This is a genomic window from Acinetobacter sp. COS3, from assembly GCF_000475335.1.
Taxonomy (GTDB): Bacteria; Pseudomonadota; Gammaproteobacteria; order Pseudomonadales; family Moraxellaceae; genus Acinetobacter; species Acinetobacter venetianus.
On record NZ_AXCD01000018.1, the window covers coordinates 1 to 22,651 of the forward strand.

The 22,651-nt window shown below is 42.5% G+C and carries 10 protein-coding genes and 1 pseudogene; all 11 read right to left on the reverse strand.

The window, feature by feature from the left end; all coding sequences use genetic code 11:
- Nucleotides 1-15: 15 nt before the first annotated feature.
- A pseudogene (locus tag IO68_RS25360) lies at nucleotides 16-2,115 on the reverse strand (AAA domain-containing protein); the annotation flags it as partial.
- Between the two features lie 63 nt (nucleotides 2,116-2,178).
- Nucleotides 2,179-4,218, reverse strand: a complete 2,040-nt coding sequence (gene brxL, locus IO68_RS25365) for a protease Lon-related BREX system protein BrxL (RefSeq protein ID WP_005021615.1) — start codon at nucleotides 4,216-4,218, stop codon at nucleotides 2,179-2,181.
- A 29-nt stretch (nucleotides 4,219-4,247) separates the two neighbouring features.
- Nucleotides 4,248-6,872 (reverse strand): BREX-1 system phosphatase PglZ type A, encoded by a 2,625-nt coding sequence (gene pglZ, locus IO68_RS25370; RefSeq protein ID WP_023013357.1) that lies wholly within the window; start codon nucleotides 6,870-6,872, stop codon nucleotides 4,248-4,250.
- Nucleotides 6,869-8,125 (reverse strand): hypothetical protein, encoded by a 1,257-nt coding sequence (locus IO68_RS25375; RefSeq protein WP_023013358.1) that lies wholly within the window; start codon nucleotides 8,123-8,125, stop codon nucleotides 6,869-6,871. The genes pglZ and IO68_RS25375 overlap by 4 nt, the downstream gene beginning before the upstream one ends.
- Entirely contained in the window at nucleotides 8,125-11,643 is a 3,519-nt protein-coding gene (gene pglX / locus IO68_RS25380; protein WP_023013359.1) for a BREX-1 system adenine-specific DNA-methyltransferase PglX, read from the reverse strand. The genes IO68_RS25375 and pglX overlap by 1 nt, the downstream gene beginning before the upstream one ends.
- Nucleotides 11,644-11,689: 46 nt before the next feature.
- Complete coding sequence (gene brxC, locus IO68_RS25385; RefSeq protein ID WP_023013360.1) at nucleotides 11,690-15,370, reverse strand: BREX system P-loop protein BrxC; 3,681 nt, start codon at nucleotides 15,368-15,370, stop codon at nucleotides 11,690-11,692.
- Nucleotides 15,371-15,411: 41 nt separating this feature from the next.
- Entirely contained in the window at nucleotides 15,412-15,987 is a 576-nt protein-coding gene (locus tag IO68_RS25390; RefSeq protein WP_023013361.1) for a DUF1788 domain-containing protein, read from the reverse strand.
- A gap of 16 nt (nucleotides 15,988-16,003) precedes the next feature.
- Entirely contained in the window at nucleotides 16,004-16,615 is a 612-nt protein-coding gene (locus IO68_RS25395) for a DUF1819 family protein (protein ID WP_023013362.1), read from the reverse strand.
- A 10-nt stretch (nucleotides 16,616-16,625) separates the two neighbouring features.
- Nucleotides 16,626-17,492: a WYL domain-containing protein gene (locus IO68_RS25400; RefSeq protein WP_023013363.1), complete on the reverse strand. Its 867-nt coding sequence runs from the start codon at nucleotides 17,490-17,492 to the stop codon at nucleotides 16,626-16,628.
- Nucleotides 17,493-17,627: 135 nt separating this feature from the next.
- A complete protein-coding gene (locus IO68_RS25405; protein ID WP_023013364.1) occupies nucleotides 17,628-18,629 on the reverse strand; it encodes an HNH endonuclease domain-containing protein in 1,002 nt (333 codons plus the stop codon).
- Nucleotides 18,630-18,664: 35 nt separating this feature from the next.
- Nucleotides 18,665-22,648 (reverse strand): hypothetical protein, encoded by a 3,984-nt coding sequence (locus IO68_RS25410; protein ID WP_023013365.1) that lies wholly within the window; start codon nucleotides 22,646-22,648, stop codon nucleotides 18,665-18,667.
- Between the last annotated feature and the right edge of the window lie 3 nt (nucleotides 22,649-22,651).

The following is a 22,651-nucleotide window of genomic DNA, read 5'->3' on the forward strand; positions in this document are numbered from 1 at the left end:
GTTTTCTCAGCACACATCACTTAGCTCATTAATTTCTGATTCAGAAATAGTTTCCTTGAAATTATGTAGGTCATTTTGCTTTAAGAATTCCTCAATCTCATCTTTTTCTTTTAAAAACTCACTTAATTTCTTCAGACTCGCCGAATCTAACAACTTTTCAGGAGCTGGCAGAGGACCATAATTTATGTATGGTAAATCTGTACCGATTTTCTTTCTTGAGTCTCTCAATTGAATCAACTCAATCTGGGAAAAAGGAAACTGGTCTTTTTCATCCAAAGTTAATTGGTCGGTAAACCATTCGCAGGATGCTCTACTTTCTAATACCGTTTTCACGATATCCATAGGTAATTTTTTATTACCATCTACTTCAATATTCTGATAATGCTTTTCTGCAAAGTTATATATTTCTCGATCAATCAAAGCCATTTCATGATGATTATGATCTATTTGATGTTTTAGAACTTCGATCGTTTTTCGAACTTCTGCAACATTCATTTGGGTAATTTTTTGCACAATCAAATCGATTGAAGATTCAAGCTGATTTTTACTTTCTTTGCTTGAACCGATGCGACTGACTACCAAAGGCTTTAATTCATCAGGAATCTTTTCATGTACTGTTTTAAGGACATGTGACTGCTGTGCAGTTACCAGTACTTTTTTACCATTCGCCAAATAGTGACAGATAATATTGGCAATACTATGTGTTTTACCTGTACCTGGTGGACCTTGCACCACTACACCACTGCTGGTTTGCAGATTCTGGACAATAGTAATTTGTTCTTTGTTATAAGGCAGCGGGAAATAAAGCTCCTCAACTTTTGATCCGAATCCCTCAGTACCAGAACGCCCTCTAAAACTATAAGTCTCTTTTTGATTAATATCGCTTTTTAATTCTGTCACTAACGATAAAGGTTGTTCAGGTATAGCCACTGAAGGGTCATTAAGTTTAGTTTTTAATAACTCAATGTCATCGCTTAAAATAGAATTTCTTTTAGGACGACTAAACAATACTGATGTTAATGTCACCGCTAGATTTTTAGATGGTATAGCCCTATTTTCAGCCTCAACAATTGCTCCTTTTGAAAAAATATTCGCGACGAAGGCATTAACTAGATCAGAGTAAGTTTCCCCTTCAAATAGGCGTAATGAGCGACCATTATTTAAGTTTTCTTTTAAGGTTACTTTTACCTGTCCTGAAGTAGGCAGATCATCCTCTAATAAGATGGCATCCATTTCTATATTGGCACGTGTATCTTTGGCACCTACACGTATTAATCCATTTTTTTCTATCTCCATTTCTAACGGGATAGTAATAAGAGGATATGAGTAAGATTTTTGAGTCGTTGGAAGTACCCAGTCAACTAAGCCAAAGCCTGCAACAATTTCTTCACCATCACCTGTTCCACCTAAATTAATCGCTGTATTCCATGAGAATAACTTATCGTAAACAACAATAGATTTTTTAATCTCATCGTTATTTTGTTTCCAATCTTTCCAAATATTTTGATAACTTTCGAACTCTTTGAATAGCTTCTGAAGTATGTCAATTTTAGTAATCAAATCACATGCCACGCTACTGTAGGGCAAGCGGAATTGATGAACTTCTTTGAAAAATACAATCTTATTTAAACTAGAAAAATTAACAGTGGGTTCTTTTTCGGCATCTACATGAATGTAGGAAGAGAGTATTTCAGATGGTTTCGGCATTGATTGAAGCTGTAATCGTTCAATTTGGAACCACCAATCGTCATCATTCAGAATTTTTAAGCCACGAAGTTTTTCTAGATCATGAGAATAAAATCTATTACCACTCATTTCATATTGAATTTTTTGAGTATCCTCAGCTTGATGAGATACATAATCCAACAATTGAATCAGTTTATTTTTAACAATATCATTTAATTCAAGTTCAGAGTTCATGATTGGTCTTTCTAAATTTTTAACTGACGGGTTTATAGCTAAAGACCAGCAAAAGGCTTCATCTTGTGAAAATATATCTTGATTTTGATATAAAAAAGCATTCACTTCTTTCTTTTCAATACCAAGAGTTTTTGCAATTTCTCTAGCAGTAAGTTTGGGCTGTTTAACCAAAATAGCTGTTATTAAATCCTTCATGTGATTCATATTTCCTAATCATTTTAAAAGCTTTTCTCTTTAATTGATTTATACAGAATCAACTTAATCCACTCCCAGCCCCTTAAACACAGCATCCACCGGATCTGCATAGAAACTGGTCTGGAACTTGGTAAACAGTTCCACAGGAATCGTAGGGATATCTGCCGCACTACTCATTGGCAAAGCAACCTTCTTGGCACCAGCATCAAAAGCAACTTGCAGACATTCGGCAATACTTTCCACCGGAGTCACAGAGCCACCCAAGCTCATATCACCCAGTACCACCATCTGACTTTGTACCGATCGTCCTAACAGGCCAGAAGCGAAAGCCACTAAACTTGGTAAGGCAAGATGGCTGAGCGGCCCGGTATTCTGTAATTCAACCACATGTAAGTGGAAGTCATGTTCCAGCACCTTACTGCCACCCGATATTCTGGATGCATTGGCCTTGAAGTAGTCAAATGCGATCTTGACCTGCTCCTTGGCACTGCTTGAATTCCATAAGCCTGATGTCGCCAATTTTCCAGAACCTTTGGTCACTTGAAGTTCTAAGCGGTATAACCCCGGCATGCCCTTATTACTAAGGCCAATGGTATACAGGAAGCCTGGTTTAGCAGGACCTTCGGGAATAAGTCCACCTCCACCCTGCTCTTTTACCGAAACAAAATGCTCTTCTAGGGTGTCATTGTCGATATAGCTAAAATGCACATCATAGAATTCCATCCCTCCAATTTTCTTCAGCTGTTCTTTGACCCGACGGCGCACCTGCAGTGCATATTCCAGGCATTGCCGTACATCTTCTTTGTTAAATTGACCATGTGGGTAGAGCAGCTTCATCAATCCAGAAACCGTCTTGCGAACGGCGATCACATCACGCTGATTCAGGTTATTCCCTAGCTTGAAGTACTTCTCAATGGCATCCGCAAAACTACGCTTACGCATTTCCCGGAAGAATTCAGCCAGATAATCAACAATCAGGCCATAACGGTTGGTAAAGAATTCCGGGCGCATTTTCGGAATTTCCCAACCCGGGATATAGGCATGAAAGCGATCAAAGAATGCTGAATCGATCATAGCTTCAGGAAACGGAGCCAATAAGTGGCTAGTCTTCACCAAGGATTCAACACTTTGGTTAATATTACCCACAAAAACCATCGAAGCTGAGGCTTCCATCTGTTCACGACCACGGGCAAAAGATCCTGAGGCCATGTAGTCTTTCATGATCTGAACGCCATCTTTGTCCTTAAAGGAAATACCGGCAACTTCATCAAAGGCCACCACATCCCACAACCCCACCAGACCAATACGGCGGCTACTCATGTTATAGAACAGATTGGCGACAGTGGTTTGCCCACCTGAAACTAGAATACTATTCGGTGAACACTCTTTGTAAATATGGCTTTTCCCGGTACCGCGTGGTCCCAGTTCACAGACGTTATAGTTATTTTCAACGAACGGAACCATACGCGCTAATAGGTGCCATTGCACATCCTCTTTTAACGAAGCCGGTTCCATGCCGATCGAACGGATTAAACTCTCGCGCCACTGATCAGTGCTTAATGCTGCTCTGCCACTGAAAAGTTCATCCATATTCATATTCGGCATTTGAATCGGCTTGAGTAAGCTCACGCCAAATGGAGAACTAGTCTGTCCTTCTTCAAAATAGTAACTGAGCGTAGCAATGACCCAGATACCACCAACAAGTAATTTTTCATACTCTTTGACGATGCCTGCCGAGATTTCGGCATCTTTGATGCCCAGATTACTAAATGATGCTTCGTATTTGTCTTTACGCTCATTCAGCTTTACGGTCACACGATCAATGACCTTATAACTGCCCCGCTCGCGGACTAGGGATTTCACCTTCTCGGCTTCATCCGGTCGGACATAATTCTCTGCTAGAACCGTCTTTACGTTACGTAGTCCCTGCTCAATGATCTCTGGATCATCCGAGGCACAGTACATTCCCAGCAGGTATTCAAGTACATAGACCGGGACATTGGCCCCTTCTTTGATCAGTTTAGTTAGATCCTTACGTACCACCCGCCCAGCAAAGTGTTCATTCAGCAGCTGATCCAGTTCTTTATCGTTAGCAGATTCCATGTAGGCTACGCTCTATCGTTAATTCGTTATTAGAAGAAGTCATCGGTAAATGCCAAATCAATGGTGACCTTATAGCGTTGCATCTCGATATTAAGGTCTTTGTCCTTCAGTACCAGGAAGTAATCTTTCTTACGGTCAAAATCAGTGCCAGACAATGACAGTCTGACCTGTTTGACCCGATCGGCAACAGAATCGGTAGTGCTATCAAAAGTCAAAGTTTCTTCACTGGAAACTTTGAGATCCCCATCATAAATGGCAATGGATAAAGTCACTGGCATGATCAGCTCACTGACAGCTTCAGTTTGCATCAAATCAAACTTCTGGATGTTATTGACCATCTTCAGCGTGGATTTGGTAGAAATGACCTCAACTTTACGCTTGGTGCGCTGTCCAGCCTTTTCACCACGTAGCTGTTTTACAGTCAGTACCGGCACCACAATTTCCTGAGGCATGATGCCACCATGCACGAAACGTGAGCCTCCTACAAAATGGAAACGGTTCGCCCCTTTTGGAATCCAGAAATCAGTCGCAGATAGTGTACCTGCCGTAGCTTGGGTTGAGCCTTTCCATGCTTCCTTGCTCTCTGGTAAACCATGCCCAATCACATAGCGTTTTTTGCTTTTCAATGTATTGGCAGGTTTTTCAGTCAAGCTTGAACGATCCGCAGATTCCAGTTTACTTTGCTGGAACAAGAAGCCATGGTCGGCTGTGATCAACAGGGTAGAAATATTGAAATGCATCAAGATTTTGCGGCTAAGTTCGGTCAGTTCTTCAATGGCGTGTTCCACCGCCATAAAGGTTTCTGATTCTGTCGAGGCACTGTCTCCCCGAGCATCAATCACGTTGTGATAAACGTAAATCAAATCATGGTCTTTGAGTGCTTCACGGCCTTCATCACGCGACCAACCTTTTACCGTTTCAGCGGTTACTGCCAATCCATTATAGGCTGCCAGAATTTTTGAGCGTGCTGCAGTCCCTTTGCTGGATTGTCCATCCACCCATACATCATCACCTGTGGCCTCTTTGTACTCCAAAGTCTGATGTGGCAACAACGAGGCCATGCCAAGTGTGGTGTAACTTGGGACAACGCCCAGCTGTGAAGACAAAGTTGCTTCAGAATAACGTTTTTCATTAATTCGATCACGCAGCTCTACCGCAGCTTCATAGCGGAAAGCATCACTGATAATCACCACAATACGGCGTTTCGTTGCAGAACTGAGCAAGGGGCTGACATGGGTATGGTAGAAGTTTTGCTGATTTGGGATATCTGCCACTTTCCAGACATTCAAGCGTTGCTCAGCTTCAACCCGCTCTCCCCAATTTCGTGCCAAGTGGTCAATAAACCAGTAGGAATAGCAATTTTCGACTTCTTCATCGAGTTTTTTCAGGATATCGACATGCGCTCGTTGTGAGGCTGCACTGTAATGGCGATAGGCCATATCAAAGCGATACAACTCCTGCTCGTAGGCTTTATACAAGGCTTCACTGGAGTCAAAATATAAACCGGCATCAAACTGCTGTCGCAGGCTGAACAGGTCAATGGCTGCCTGCAACGCTGTATAGACAGTACGATATTTACGGCGTGTTGCATCATCCTTATGTTTGGAAGCCCAATAACCATCCAGACGGGTAGAAATAATCGTTCTGAAATGTTCCAGTTCAGCTTTGGTTGCTGCAGGGATATGACTGGCCAAATCAACAATGATCTTTTGTTCAATCACTTCAAAGGTCATGACATCCAGCAGCTGCCCCAGATCAAAGGCCCCGACCCTCTCCTGGATCCGCAGTGCATTCGCCACGGTCTGGGAGAGTGTATCGAAGGTTGGGTAGTATTTAGAACTGTCTCTCCAGCGCGACAAAAAGGCTCTAGCCGTCGCACGGGAGCTGACGGATGACATCACCAGTTCTTGAGCCCATACGGGTACATCGCCTAGGCTTTCACAGAAACCTGTAGTCATCAAACGGATAAAGAACGTACCGAGCTTGAATGGTACTTCCCCATTCAATTCTTCAACCGATGCGGGATAACCAATTTCCGCCTGTAATGCTGTGACTAAAGCTGGCACTAGTTGGAATTTTTCCAGTTCAGCAAAGGATTCCGGATTCACTTCCAAATCCAGATTCTGCTGTACCATTTCATCTGCCAGTGCCAGGACAATATGCATCAGCTCGGCACTATCAGCCTTGACCACAGCCGCAATCATAGCCATATCTAGATCCTGTGCATCTGCATCAGGCTGGATATAGCGTTTTAAGGTGCTCAGACGTGCTTTGGCTTTGAGAAATTCTTCACGTTTGGCCAGATGTTCTCTTAGACTCTGCTGCTGTAAACCCAGCTCATTGAAAATAATCGAGAAACGATCGGCATAGAAGCTGCGAGAATATAGCTTGATGTCCAGTAACCAGTCTTTTTCGGTTTCAGGCTCTGGGCTTGGAAAATACAGCAGGTATTTGCCCTGCTGATCTTGCAGTTCCAGTTTGAGCTTGATCGCCAGACTCGACTCTTCTGCCATATTCAGAATCTGGACATCCCCCAAATTTAAAGCTTTTACTTCTTCGCTAAAGGACTGTTCAGCGTCGTACCAAAAGACAATTCGATGTTTTTCAGTATAGAAAGCCAGTTCTAAGCCTTGTGTTATTTGGCTTAAATTCATTTACTTTCTCCTGCAGCACGGAATTCTTTATAAGTCTTTTCCCAGTCCTCATCAGGATAAGCCTTTTGAATACTTCCCAAGAAATCTTCTCTATTTAATGTATCAAACGTCACATCTTTATAATTCACGTCCAATTGAATCTTCTGGACTAATGATTCAGCTGTTGGAAAAGTCTTGTTTAATTCACGAGTTAACCACTTTTTAATATTTTCATCGGTTGGATTATCCCCATGTGTCCCGTATAAATGGTCAGGTATATTCTTTTGAACAATAGGTAAATAATAATTAACAATCATTTCTTTTGATTTTTCTAGCTCTTCTGCAAGTTTGCCAGCCAATGATTCTTGATGTGCCTCTATTTTCGTCCTTAACTCAGCTATTCTTTTTTCAAATCTTGGTAAGGCCTTTTTAAGAATCACCCGACCATGGTTTTTACCTAATGATGGAGTAAAATTGTCTCGGATTTCTTTCAACTCTTTTTCTAAATCTTTAGAAGAAGCACTACCATTTTTATCTAGCAAATCAAAAGTCGTTTTTAATCGTCCTTCTAGTTCTTTATCCATACCTATTTTTTGAATAGCGCGAGGAAGATTCAGTTTATTTCTCTGAATAGCAGCCCCTGTTAGACTTAGCTCTACATATTGAAAATGTGGCTGAAAAACCCGTACCTGACGGGCAATATCAAACTTAACTGGCGGTGCAGCTATTAAATTTTGCTGGATCTCTTCTAAATTTTTGACATTCAATATTTCTGGCTGTATTTCTGTAACCAGTTCTTGGATATGCCTAATTTCTTCATCTGTCTGCGCTTGTGCTAAAGCAATCGCTTTTGATGCAGGTGATAGGCGTGCCAGTGCTTCCTTAATCTGATCAGGCATTAAACGCATGGCATTCAAAATAGGTACTTCCGTTTGTTCTTTTTCTAAAAAAAGAGCCGTCGGCGTATAGCTATAACCAATATCATCACTCACAATCAAACCGTTTCTTAAGCCTGATATATGCTGAATCGTAATCCCATTATCTTGCAACAATTTTATCGCTTCTAAAGTGCCATATCCCATACGTAGGACATTTTCATCAATATCTAAAAAAACTGAGATGAGCTCAGGACCTATGTTTTTGGACAATGCGACAATTTCTATAACTGGAATCTCCTGAATGCCTGGCGCCGCATAACAGAGAGACGTCTTGGTTTGAGCAATAATCTCACACAAAACTTCGGAATTAATATGCTGAAAAAATGCTTCTCTCATTATTTCTCCCCCGTCACAGCTTTCACTTCAGCCAACAAGTCCCCAAACTTGCCATAGTTCACTTTTACCCCATCATCCAGATCCAGTGATATACGCTGATCGGCATAGTGACGTAATTTTTCTTCAAAGCTACTCAGTTCAGCCTGTTGCTTATGCAGTTCCTGCAGTTTTTTCTCGATGCGTTTAATTTCAGCCGCAGAGTCACTGTTTTCTTTAGCAGTTTCCAACGAGTTGGCATAGGCAGCCATTTTGGAAACCAGCGGCATGACGTATTCGGTACGCATACGTGCCAAGGTACTTTCGTTATAACGATGCAAGTACACCAACGCCTGGAAAGCCCCCTGTTTACCACTGCTGAATAACCAGTAGATCGGGCGCTTTTTATAGGTCTGCATATGGTCTTTGTAGAACTTGCTGGCGAGGTAACGGCGAATCGTGTCTTCAGCCGTTTCACTGGCTTTTTTATCCAAGCTTTCAGCTAGCCACTGCATATTGGCATCCAGTGTGTCTTTACCCCAAACCGCAGTTAGGAATTCTTGGATACGATGTGTTGCATCATCTTCAAACCAATGCATTTCGGTGAGTGGAATAATACCGTCAGCATCGGCTGGGAATGTTTGATAACGACTCGCATCAAAGTCTTGATTGCCTGCATGGGCATAGATCAAGCCCGGTTCATCTAGACTATAACGTCCCATCATGCAGCCAAGTGCATAAGAAACTAAACGCTGGCTGTCTTTTTCACGGTCGGCACGGGTTAGGGTGATTTGTTCATCGGGTACATCTGGCGTGAGTTCGTCCTGTAAACCATAAGCATCAATAAATAGCTTATTGTTTTCTTCTTCTAAGCATTTCATCTCAGCCACGGCGTCAGCATTTTGCTGTTGCCAGGTGTTAAAAGCTTGTTCGAGGTTTAGCTGCCCCGTACGGATAATTGGGTTTTGAGTAAAGTCCCATGAAGTTTCATAGGAGTCCCAATCCGATCTAGATATATCAACCAGAGACTGGATAACTTTATTTATAGGAATTGAATCAAATTTCACTACTGGCAATTTACCAATATGCCCTGCTTCATAATTTAACGTTGGACTTATGATGTTTAAAAGGCTTATAGCTATTTTAGAATTCATAAAACCTAAAAATACATCTAAATGTTCATTCGAAAATAAAGCTTTCCCTCCGCTTCCAAAAATAGAATTCGTCATTTTTCTCATTGAAGGAAGGCTACTTGATATTCCAGACCAAGTAACACCTGTTTTAAAATAAAATTCTGGACTTACTATTCGACCTCCAGCTGCCCCTTTTGTTTTTTCTCTTATATCACGACCATTATTTTTCCAATTTACTACATACTCCTCATTACCAGCCCATTTTCTAAAATCCCCCCCTTTAACAAATGGAAACCACATATAGTCACTATCTTGAGTATTAATAATACTGGTAATACCAAATCCAATTTTTAAATATGAAACCTCAAACCAGAATCTTAAAAATTGATTATTGTCTGTAGTTGACAGGCCACTTTTAGGTTCTGCAACATCATCCACATATTTTCCTAATATAAAAATTTCTCTTATCTTTTCACTTACCCAATACGCTATAATATTTCCAGGTATATTTTTAAAGGAATCTGGTTTGGTAGTGTAAAACCAACCACATGCAGGATTTTTAAGTGCCTCTAATGTTTTGATTGATTGAACATCATATCCAGGAAATTCAGTTAATCTGATATACGATCCCATAAAATCAGCAATGTGTTGCTTTGACAAAATAAATGCACACAATGGGACTCGAACCTCACCTGAAGCATTATATTCAAGCTGAATTAGACTATAAATAATAGCTTGATCAATAAAATAGGTTCTTAAATTTTCATAAGAAGAAATGAACATCCAAACCATTGGTGACATAAAACCTAACTGTCCATTAGGTTTAGAGAAGTATAAATTTCTCATCATAAATGCTGAGAAAAGATCCTTTTCATAACCTTGATAATTCTTTTTTAAATAGGTTTTAAGGTTTAGATTTAAATATTTATTACCCATATACGGAGGGTTGGCAATCACGGCATCATATTGCTGATCCAGTAATTTGGCTTGTTGTACTAGAGGTAACAGCTCCTGTGCTGACTGCTGCGCAAAAATATCGCCAGATTTCAGGGCTGTATTCAGCTTGGTTTCTAAATCAGGTAGCTTTTTAGCGAATGCTTGAGGGATTTGAATCAAAGAACCAAAGGTTGAGGCATGTTCAAATAGGTCCAACAGTTCTTTTAAATCGGTCTGAGCAATACCAGTACTTGCCAAGTCCTGACTGAATGCTTCTAAACGTTCTGGCTGAGTATCCTGTAACGCAATGATATTCAGCTTCGGTGGATTGCTAAATAAACGGCGGTCATCCTCACGCGCTTTCATTAACAATGCAAAACTAGCAAGCTGTGCCGCACGGGTATCAATATCAATGCCGTACAGGTTGTTTTCCAGAATCAAACGTGGAATATCTCGGCTACGGTAGCCACGCTCTAAGTAAATTGCTTTTAAGCAGTCATAGGCTTCCACCAGAATATGCCCCGAACCACAAGCCGGATCGAGTACCGTAATGCTTTCAGGGTTTAAGGTATCGCCATCTTCACTGATCCGCACATCAATCAGTTGTTTTAACTGTGCATTGACCTCATCCGTTTGTTCAGCGGGTTGAATATAATATTCCCAATTATTGGCCAGCGTGCTGTCAGGCTGTGCCATCATCCATAAGCGGCCAACACTGTTCTGTACCAGATATTTTACAATCCAGTTTGGGGTGAAGAGTTGTGTCGCGGCAGGAATGTCTTCACTTTTGACGACTTTACCAATCACCTGATCTTTCTTTTCAGAAATATAGAATTGATATAACCAGCCAATAATCTGTACATCCGACCAGTCTTCTTCCGGAATGCTGCTCACCAAATCACGGATCAAGGAATCGGTTTTTGTGAGGTTATCCGGTAATAACAGTTCAGATTCATCAGAAACCTGTTCAAACAGGAGTGGCATGACCTGATTCAACGCATGACACTGCGCCAGTAATAGCTCCCGATACAGTTCTTCGTCTTTATTGCCATCCAGCTTAAGCTCAGCCACACGGCTGGCATCTAAACCCGGTAGGTCAATATCCAAGCATTCTTCCAGAATCTGCGGCAAGCCTGAACTGCCATCGGCACTACTCAATACACGGCGGCCATGATCGAGTAAGCCTTTGCATTCCATGTAACGAATCGCACAGAGACGGTTAAACCAACTGTAAGCGATATAATCAATGGTTTGCTCAAAACTGCTGGTTTGAATGCGTTTGATCAGCTTCTCACGTGGTTTCATGACTGATAGCGGAAAAACCTGATCGCCAATCAGCAACAAGTCGCCTTTCTGTTCTGCCGGTAAAATGCTGTCTGCGGTGATGCCGTATTTGGCCGCCTGCTTGCGCATCGCTGCGATAAAATCGTTACGTGCTTGCGGTGCGTATTTTTTAATATGACTGGTGTTCATCTTTAAACCTTTAATTAATGACTGATGCCGATATCCCTAACCCGAGTTAGCGGATACGCACACGCTTTTTATCACTCACGATTTTTTTCAGTTCAGCTTTGAGTGCGTCTACAAACTGATCCACTGATTCTTCTGTTTCCAGATAGACACTACTTGAGCTTTTGCTATAAATGCTGGCGACATCGACTTCCACCACAGGTTTCGGTGGCACTACGGCTGTCGCAGGCTGTACCGGACTCGCAGCAGGTGTTGATGTAGCTGGGCTGGAGGTGGTTGCAGTGTTGGTTACACTCTCTGCTTTGCTCTGAGCCAGTTGTGCCGCTTTGGCCTGACGCTGGATTTCCGTCTGAACTTCGCTTTCCAACTCATACACGGCTTCATCAAAACGCTCCACGGCGGTTTGAGTTTGCAACATATAGATGGTGGACAGGCTAGTTTCCACTTCAATATCCGTTTTCAGCAGTTGTAGTGGGCGTAATAGCTTGTTACTCAGCTCAGCGGTAGCGATGCCACTGTTTTTAATCTCGGCTTCTAACTGTTTGATCTTGTCATCAATGTGTTCTATCGCCTGATTGCGCTTCTCACTCAACAGTCGCTCATTGACGCTTTCCACAGTGCGAACCAAATCAGCGATTTTATTGAGTAAACCATATGGTGATTCAATGGTCGAAATGCGATGTAATTCAGAGAGGGCTTTTTTTGCCACCTCATCACTGCCCAGCGCCTGTTTGTTCTTCTCAAAATGACGTAAGGCCTGTTGCAGTTGTTGCCAGCTCGGCATCTGGTTACTGAAGAACTCATGAATATCACGATAATCTTCTTCCAGATCCAGATAGTCGTCCTTGTTCTCGACCACGGCCTTAAAGAAATCGAAGCTGTCGCTATTCGCCAGCAGACGTTCCAAAGTCAGAATCGACTTTTCAATCACTTTCTTGCCTGGGAACTGCCCGACATCAGTTTTACTCTTATACGACTTAAAGTTGGCTAACCAAGTCTTAAAATGCTGCAAATAGAATTCAAATAGCTCTTTCTCAGTCGCTGGTCCCATAGCCGAGAATAGGTCTTGGGTCAGTTGGCGTGCCTGTTTCAACACCTGATCATCAGTCTGGCGTTTTTTAATGATCGACACATCACGGCGACGACGGCTGTTTTGTAAAGGCTCAAAGGCCTCTTTCAACTGTAAGCTGCCGCCATTTAACTGCAGTGAAATCCGCCCCATCGCAGCCAGCTGACCTACCAGCAGTAAAATCTCGGCATCTGGCCAGCCATAAGGACGTTTGGCAAAACGATCTATCACATCTGAGACTAGAATACGCTCTGTACCAGTGGCGCGTAGTGCAATGTACTGCTCCACTTCCTGTAGGGCTTTGGGATTGCTTTGACCGCCATCCAGAGACAATCCGAGTTGCGCCATATCATCAACAGTCAAGACGGCGTTCAGTTCACGCCAGGCATCCTGCTGATAGACCTGCAAATAGCTCAGTTTGGTATAAGTGTTTTCCAGCAGATAACGACAAGCCTCATCCAGCTTGGTGGTTGGACTTGAAGATGAAAGTTGTAGATGTTGACCCAAGGCATAACTTTCCGCGTCCAGCAACATTTCTTCGACCCGGGCACGCAGACGTTTTTTACGCTCCTGATTCTCACGGCCACGGTCTGCCAGAATACGGCTGATATCCGATTGGGTACCATCATCATTTAAGCGGATGAATTTATTGGTTTTCAGCCAGGTGCGCAGTTCATTAAAGAACTGTTTATCGTCTGCCAGTTTAAACAGTACCTGCCCTTCGGCCTCGGCGCTCTTACCAATACAGAAAGCTTCTGTGTAGAGGTTATATTCCGTATCCAGTGGAGAAATGATTTCAACTTTCAAATCGCTCTCATACTTGCCATCCAGGCTATGACCATCCAGAAAACGACCAATCTGATAGTCCATCTTGTTGGCTTGATGGCGGTATTTGTTCTGATCCCTCAGTAAATCTTTAAAGATTAGATTAGCTAACTCTTTATTTTCTTCTGAAGCCGCTAAGTCTGTGGCTTTAATTTTACGGGTGATATCGCGTTCTTCATTGGTCAGGAACAGGAACTCATCACCATTCCTAGTAATCAGGCTCTCTTTTTCCAGACGCAGTAGGCTTTCTTCAATCCGCTTGCGTAATGCCAGCTTGTCTTCATCAATTTTCTCAATCGACAAAGTCACCAGGTTATCCAAGGTACCTTTGATGATATCGACATAGCGGATCATGAACAGGGTACGCAGCATCTGCACATCAAAACTATCCAGGGTCTTATTCTGCCCTGCCTGGTCGATGGTACGCTTCACTGCTGTATCCAGAAATCCTTCCACTGAAGTATAGAAGCGGTGGAAAGGAACCAAGGCCCCGACTTCATCTGTGGCAATCGCATTCGCGGCCATCTGGAACGCATCCAACATGGACCGTTCACCATAGGCCAGGTGTGCACCAGTCGCACCGACCTTACGGATTTCTTCAAAAACTTTCTGCACCAGCTGGAAATGGTACGGCGCAAAAGGATAGTTATGGATAAAGCTGTCTGGCCCCTCATAGTTCTTGAGGGTCGGGCCTGAACGGTCAAAGGTAATCTGGTTTTTGAGAATATCACCCTTTTGCTCAAACACTGATCTGAGCAATGCTTCGGCTTCTGGGGTTTTACGTAATAAACGTTTCTGGATGACTTCATCGGTATTGGAACTGGACAGCGATAAACGGGTTTTAAAACGTCCAGCAATCTTGGAGAAGTCATTGGCTTTGGAAGAAGACATCTCACCTAAAACAGCATCGATGTCTGCCTGTGAGGTCACGATAATCCAAGCGCGGCCTTTACAGATCGTACCCAAGTTTTCAGTAATGGTTTGCAGTGTCAGCATCAAACGAGTATCGCTGCCAATAAACTGCCCCACTTCATCGACCAAGAACAACATGCGTTGCTGGGGTCCTTTACTGTCCAGGTATTCTTTCACCCACTGACAGAAGTTTTCCACCGAAACACTAAAGGTCTGCTCAGAATCCTCAAACCATTTATGCGCTGCTTCTGCTGATAGATTCAGTGCCTGAGAAATCGCGGTTTCGACATCATCCTGATAGAACTGATAACCGTCACGCTCCTCTAGCCAGGACATGCCACTGGATTCCTCAAACGCCTGTTTAAAGCGTTCGTAGACACCTTTCTGGCTCAGGTGACGTTCCATATGGGCAATATGTGGATGATCCGCGCTAAACCCCTGATACTCGTTAAACACACGTAAAAACACATTCAGGATCGGATTGCCATCATCATTGGAGCTGGCTTTACTGTCGATGTTAAACAGGATGACATCGGCATGATGGCTAACGGCCTTGCCAATATCCGCACGGATAAACGCATCACGAATTTTGCTTTCATCAAAGAATTCTGCGGCGCTACGCTCGTTACCTTCCGCATCACGTGCCACTTTATTGGCCAGAATATACGACAAGGTTTTCAGGAAATGTGATTTACCTGAACCAAAGAAGCCTGAAATCCATACGCCGACACGGTTGGCAATCGAAGGATCGCTCAGGTCTGTGCCATAAGACTGGAAAAAGTCCCGAAAATGCTTTTCCAGTTCATTGGTGACCACATACTCATCGAGTTCCTGACAAACCGTTGCATCATCATCTTGATCTGCCTTGACCACCCCGTTAATTGCGCGATCAAGTGGCTTATAAAAAAGTTCTTTAATATTCATATCAATTAATTTCCTGATTTTTATCTATTTTATGTGCCGTGTTATGGCACTAATTTGAATGCTCTGTAATAGTTATTGCTTGGAATTTTTCCAAATAAACTCATGCTTTGACCGTCGTAATAACCAGGATAAAACAGCACTACGGGCTTATGCCCCAGTAACGAATGCAAACTGTTCAATAAGTAATGGGCACGTAACAGTGGCCAAACCGACCCTACCCCAGTCATCAACACAATATCTTGCGCATTGGTGGCATATTTAGTCACTAAATACGGCGCAAACTTATCCATATGCAGTGGGCCTTTCAGGGCTTTGAGCAACGCCTCATCGCCTTTGGCTTTTTGCATTTGAATGGCTTTATCGATGAAGTTGCGCTCAGTCAGGTAATCCACCACGGCTTGCAGCAGATTAATATTCACCACCTTCAGCTGACTGTGTTTTTTCTCCAGCATCCCGTCTAGAAAATGCAGATATTCGCGCACTTTCAACTCATCTTCAGGTGCATAATCAAAAATCCAGAAGCCAATTTCATTGCCCAATCCTTGTCCATTGAGAAACTCGGTTGAAAGAATTCGCTCTGGAATCTGATTTAGACGCTCATGTATTTTTTGACTCATTGCTGCCCCTCTACAACTACCGCGTCCATAGCGACACTTCCATAGATCTTTTAATGCGTTGTTTATAATGTTCTTCCAACAGGCTACGCAGCTCTGCTCTGACGATCACACGCTGCAACTCCAGCTTACGGGTACTTTTTAAGTAACCGGCTTCTGCCAGCATGCGAAACACCACCTGCCCCATTTTTTTCTTGCTGGACTCTTTCCATTCACAGATATCAGGATCGCGTTGCGAACGCTCATCCAGAAAATCTGACCAGATATAACTGTCCAGGTATTGAGCCTGAGAGATATAGGCCTCTCTCATCACCGTTTCCATAAACTCAATCAGTAAAAGGTTGCGTTCCAATGCGCCACAAAAAGCCACCTGGGTCGCCAGCTCATCATCGCCATCACGCAAAGCTTTCCAGAAATCAGGCTCCAAGCGCTCAAGACGCTTACGAATGGCAGTGGCGTTACGTTGGGCTGAAGCAGGCGTTCTTTTTTGCAGAATATTGTCAACCTGAATGGCCTGATGCCATATTTCTGGAGTCGCTTCTCGTAATAACAGATCCGCGATCAGCCGGCTTTCACGCACCATCAGGGAACCGCCTATCAGGTCACTGTCATAATGAAATTGTTCTAACATAGCCAATCTCCTATGAGGCCTGATCAAACAGGTAAGACGACAGCTTTTCGATATCTGAGCGTTGTAGTACCAAGGGATATTTCAAGGCATCATCCGCCTCAGCCAGCGTGATCGCGGCCTGATATCGCTGCAAAGTATAGTGAGCCAGGGCTTTTTTCACCGGAATCTGTAATCTGCCATCAGGCATGCCGAAGTCTTTTTCGACCAGCGCTTTTTGAGCTTCATTCAATTTTGGATTAGGGATCAGCGTCAGTAAAATTTCTTCATGCCATTGCTGATCCTGAGCAGGGTCTACTGACTCAATCGCCACCACAACAGGTGTGCGATCAATTCTGGAGAGTAAAAAGTCCTTAAACTGCTTGCTCTGATGGCAATAGGCACGGACATGCCAGCGAAAACCGGTATACACCAGGGTATGTGGGGAAATCATGCGTTCATGCCACTGCGGATTCTGCATGGAGGCATAAATCATTTTTAAAGTACTTTGGTTGCGGCAGGCACGCAAAACTTCCCGAATCACTTCAGGACGCACACTGCGATCGGGTAACTGGACCGCTGAGAGATTCGGTTCTGGCATCGCAATCAGGGCATGCGATTCACTAACCAAACCTGACAACATATTGAGATATTCATTGATATGCGCTGTAGTCAGTACAGGCTGGAAACTGGCTTTAGGCACATAACCCTTGACTGAGGGGTCATGAATCAAGGCATCGGGGTTATACAGCGTATTGTAACGCTTGATATCCGCAGAAGCCTGCTGTCGACTGAGCCCAAACCAGCTCATCAAACGATTGGTAACCAAACGACCTTCCCAGTATGCAAGGAGCTCGATCGCCCGCATTCTAAGAAGCACTTCATGCTTATCTGTCGCCATATACCAATCAGTCAATAAATAAGATTTCCAAGACTACCCCACAGCAAATGTACAGTAAACATTTTTTACGGTATTTTCAAAAATAATTTAATTTTTTTTAGTCTAATCTTAGGAGATTCATGACTTATTTATTATTTACCCCGTCCACAGTAAATAATTATTTTCTTTCCCTTGAGCATATGCCCACTCTGCCACCCTATGTGACCGCTCTTTATCTGTTAAAAAACCAAGTACAGAAATTCGATCCACAATAATCAAATCCTGTTCTTCGTTACGTTCTTGCCACTTATGCAAAAACTCATTTGATGCCAACAAATTACTTTTCTTAGAATTACAGTTTGAGTCCGCCAACACAAAATTATGACCTGTATCTGATGGATACATAGACCATGGAATGAAATGATCAACGGCGTAATTGCCATTGCACATCGGTTTATTGCAGTAGAAGCATTTACAGTCTTGTAGATAGACCAATACATTTGCTACCGCATTCAACTGGTTTCTACTCGGCTCAAACATGAATTGTTCAAGATTAGGTAATTGATTCAAGATGGCTGCATTGCTGCTGTTCTTACGGATATAGTCAATCCAACGTTTCTGGCAAAGCTCTTCGATGATTTCACTAAACTGTCGTAAGCAAAACATGACTTGAGGCAAAAGGGTAAGCTGCTTTCCACACCGATCAAGCTGATATAAAAACTCAAAATTTTCACCATTGATGTTTTGCAAGTAGCGGACTGGCATGTCTTTTACAGTGCGAGCGACATCTTTAACTAGCTTCAACCACACCAATGAATCTCGTCTTAATAACCCCAAAGAAGAGTAGCTTTGCCGAAGCTGTATAATGCGATTCACAATGGCAGCTTGTTTACCATTGTTCTGATTTAAAATCAGCTGCCCTTCATCATTAAAGGTATAGGGTACTGCTTGCTTCCAATACAGCTCGATAAACTTCTCAGCGATATCCGTATATTCGAGTGATAGACTCTCACCTGAATCTTCACCTTTTTCAATAGCTAATCGGCTTAGGCTAATCAGCAATGCAAATTTATAGGTGCTACTAAAACTACCCGACTGTAAAATCAGCTGAATATTTTTTAGAAATTTAAGTTGTTCTTGTGCAGTAGGTATATGCACATTAATCCTCTACTAAATAGATAATATAATTTGAATCATTCATTAAACATAGTCAAAGTATTCACCAAGTTTAATTCACGACAAAGCATGAAATTTGCCTGCTCGAACAACCTTTCAAACACTGGATGCCCTGATAATTGCTGAGTACCACGAAATGGATGATCCCGATATTCTGGCATTACCGGAAACTCTGCATTCCTCACTCTCAGCTCAAAGCTCAATGCATCAAACCAGTCTTTATCAAAGCTCTTATCTTTAAGTTTAACCAGCTCGTTTGCCGCTACCGGGTAGGTCACCCAGAGCTTACGCATCATGCCCTGTTGTTCAACTTCTTTCGTGTAGCTATCCGTTTCTGACTCAAGAACAGAAGAAATCATATTCGTAATTTCCCGAATGTGCTTTTGAATGTTCTTGTAAACATTCAATTGTGGGAATCCTCTCTGCAGGGCGATTAACTCATTTCGGAATTTCCTTAAAGAATCTTGTGAGAGATTATCATTGGCAATATCAAACGACTCCTTATTACCAAAGTTCGAGCGATCTTCCATAATCACAGGACCACAGATATAGATATTTTCAGGAATGGTCAAAGCATCTTCCTGATCGCTAATGGTGAGTAGTCTAGACTTAAGCGAATGATGGTCCCGGCACCATTTCTCGTAGAACTGAAGTTCTTTTAACTCAGGCGTTAATGTCGGGGTGTAAAAACTTCGGTATTTGTTGGTCTTAGTGCTATAGGTAGAACTGAGCTTATTTGCTGAGTAAACCGTTTGGGCCTTCTCTACTACAGCCTTAAGCCTTCCAACCAATTCACCCTCGGTTGCAGCAATCTTATAAAGAACACTATTCACGTCCTTCATGAAATCCCTGATCAAAGAAGCCAGCCCCGGTTTATCACTGGTCTTATTCTTCACCTCACCAATTGGGATCATGGCAATCTGAGTTTTTTTGAAGCCAGCATCCCCAGTGATACGAGTGTATAAAGTCCCACGAATAAGCATGAAAATTGAGAGCATATCCAATGAGCTCTTAACTTTATATTCAAGCTCTGTCTGAGTTTCATCATTAGATACCAAGTAGAAATCTTCTACCAGAATCGTCAGCAGACGATCACGTTCATCGCCGTTGACCCACTCATTTTTCTCTTTATCCAAATATCCACCACGTCCCCGGTAAACAAGCTGGGCGATTTCCATTAAAGAGGCTTCAATTGCGAAACGAGGCATGGCAGCAATGATTGAATCACAGTTCGGGAACGAAATACCCCTAGCTGCAGTCGAAGTAATCAGTACGACTTGCAATGTCTCTTTGCGATCAAGCAATTCTGAACGGTGGTATCCCATTAATTGGCTATCAAAAATGCCAATCTTAGAGCGTTCAACCACTCCTTCATCGACTAATGCATCTCTGAGTGCAGCCAATGCATTTTTATCCTGAGCAAAGTAGATAACTTGCTTTTTACCATCTTCAAGAATCTTTTGAATAAGCTCGATAGCAGTCTGTTGAGTCCTTTCCCCAGCTTTCTGGCGAAATAGATGAGTCAGGTTCTTATCCAATCCAAAATCATCTGTTTCAGGGACTACGGCGTATTGCTTGAGCATATATTGAATTTTAAGATCACTTGCCGGGTAACAGTTCGCCATGATATGGATACTAGAACGAACAGAGTTACCATCATCCAGATCTGCAGTCTGCATCTTGAATGGGAAATTACCCAAAGATGGAGAGATGAACATTTTTGCTGGTAACTGATCCTGTTTCTTCATGTAGTTCTGGATTGCATTCACATTACTGAGGGATGCATCAGCAAGAATCACAGTCACCGTAAATGGTGAATTACCTTGAAACGGTTCAATGAAGTTTTTGGAAAGGAATTTCAGCATCTCATTGATAAAAGTACGTGTGCCTGAATCCCCTGTAATTTCATCAAACATCACTACAATGTTAGGGAACTTTTTGGCAAACTCTCTCCGTTCGATTTTGGCCTCTGTCGGCTTCTTATCGATTTTGTATTGGAACATTTTTTCCAGCCCATCCAAACTGGAAGCTGCCACAGTTTTATTTTGGTTTTCCCTTGGGTTTCGTGGTCCAGCTGGTGTGGTGTTATATGGCATGAATGCCTGACTTGCTACAGTCATCGTCAGTTTATTGAGCTCTGGATGGAATACAAGTAATTGCTGGGTCGCTTCCCCTAATGAATCAAACACTCTGGCAAACTTCTTATTGGTTGCCGTAATTTTAGATTCTGAGGTATTGGCATAGTGTCTATTGGCATTTGCATTCTGTTCCAGGTCTTTGAGCTTCCGGTATTCATCTTGTTTGAACAATAGAACACTTGAGCCATGATCTATCTTCATATCTTCAACACCACCCACAATAGCGGCACCACGAGCATTCACCTTACAATCCGTATTGTGAATCTTCGAATAGATTTGCTGTGCCTGTGTCACCACATCACTGTTACTGGTAATCGTAGCTGATATTTTAGATAAATCACTGACCACATCATCGTTAATCAACACTCGTGGACTGGCGTAGAAGAAGAAAAACCCTTCCAAATCTACCAACAAGGTCTTAACGCTCGATGTTTTCCCAATCCCCGGCGTACCAGTCAAACAGATGAAATTCACCCGACCTTGTTTACTTTCCTTCAGTGCCAGTACTACGGCGCATTTATGCAAATCACGTAAGGTGAATGAAGTTTTATTCTCAATTTTTCCCTTACGAATTGTTTTAAACTCAGCCTGCACCATCTCTTTAAGTTTTTGGTTATGGTCTTCGTCATCGACTTGCCGATCTATCAAGTCAAAAACCCACTCTAAAGCCAGTGGCTGGTTAGGATTCACAAAATCCTTAAGCCTTTCAGTAATAGTGAAAGTAAGATCCTGACCGTAGGAAATATCGCTAATATTTTTGGACACGATTTCCGAGATGTTTTTGACAGGTTCATTCACCAGATAATTCAGAATCTCAACTTGCAGTTTCGTGCGTTCATCCATATCGTCCAGACTCAGAACGTTATCCTGATACTCCTTGCCCAGCTGATACATAATTTCCAGCTCTGGTGATTTATCTTTATCCGCAAATTCAGCAGAGATGTACTCACTTCCCCGGCTGGTGATCGCCATCACACTCAGACGAATATTTGGCATGTCATCTTGTTCAAACTGCCATTTAAAAGAATCAACAAAAGTGGTTGCATACGAACAGCCTTGCGCCATCTTAAATAGGACTTTTTCCTTACGGACATAGGCTCTCAAGTATTCACGTAGTTTTTTTGAGAACTTAAATGGGATCTCTTGAGCTTCTGCATTTACGTATGAGAAAACACTTTGGGATTCAGAATGTTTGATGTAACGCTTGTACTCTTGCAAATAGGTACAAGAATCCTTGGCGTTGAATTGTTCTGGTTCACCTAAAACGTAAAATAATGAATATTCCTGAACCAGCACATGATAGTTGGATTTGACTTTGATTACCGCCAAGAAATCAGCACGACCAAACATACCCTTACCAAACATTTTAGCGTGGGTAAGACTGAATTGCTGATTCCATGTTTCCAACGCCTTCTCCTTGAAGGCTTTAATAGCAATATGTTCTTCCTCAGTTGTGTAGTCATCTACAATGGTCTGGGTTATATCATTTGGCATTGTCAGCGGACACCAGATGCCAGATAAGCTCCAATTTGGTGTTGCATTCGCCGTTTTAGCCCTTGCAATACCTTTTGGCTTGATCTTTCTTAGAAACTCACGAGTATTGGTATAACCATGCCCGAATCCAGTTTTTATCAATTGCTGAAAATAGCTTTCGATATTTTCATGGATAGCGGCATTAATGACATCGCTATATAGCGCTTCCTTCATTTCCTGAAAGACATCAGCAATCTGTTTACTATTCCATTCTGCTACTACAGGATTGCTGGCTGATAATAGCTTTGCATCAAGCAAAGCCATAATCGAACCACGTTTAACAGCGATCTCATAAACCTCGCCCCAAACTTTGGCTTCATTGTTCACCACGGC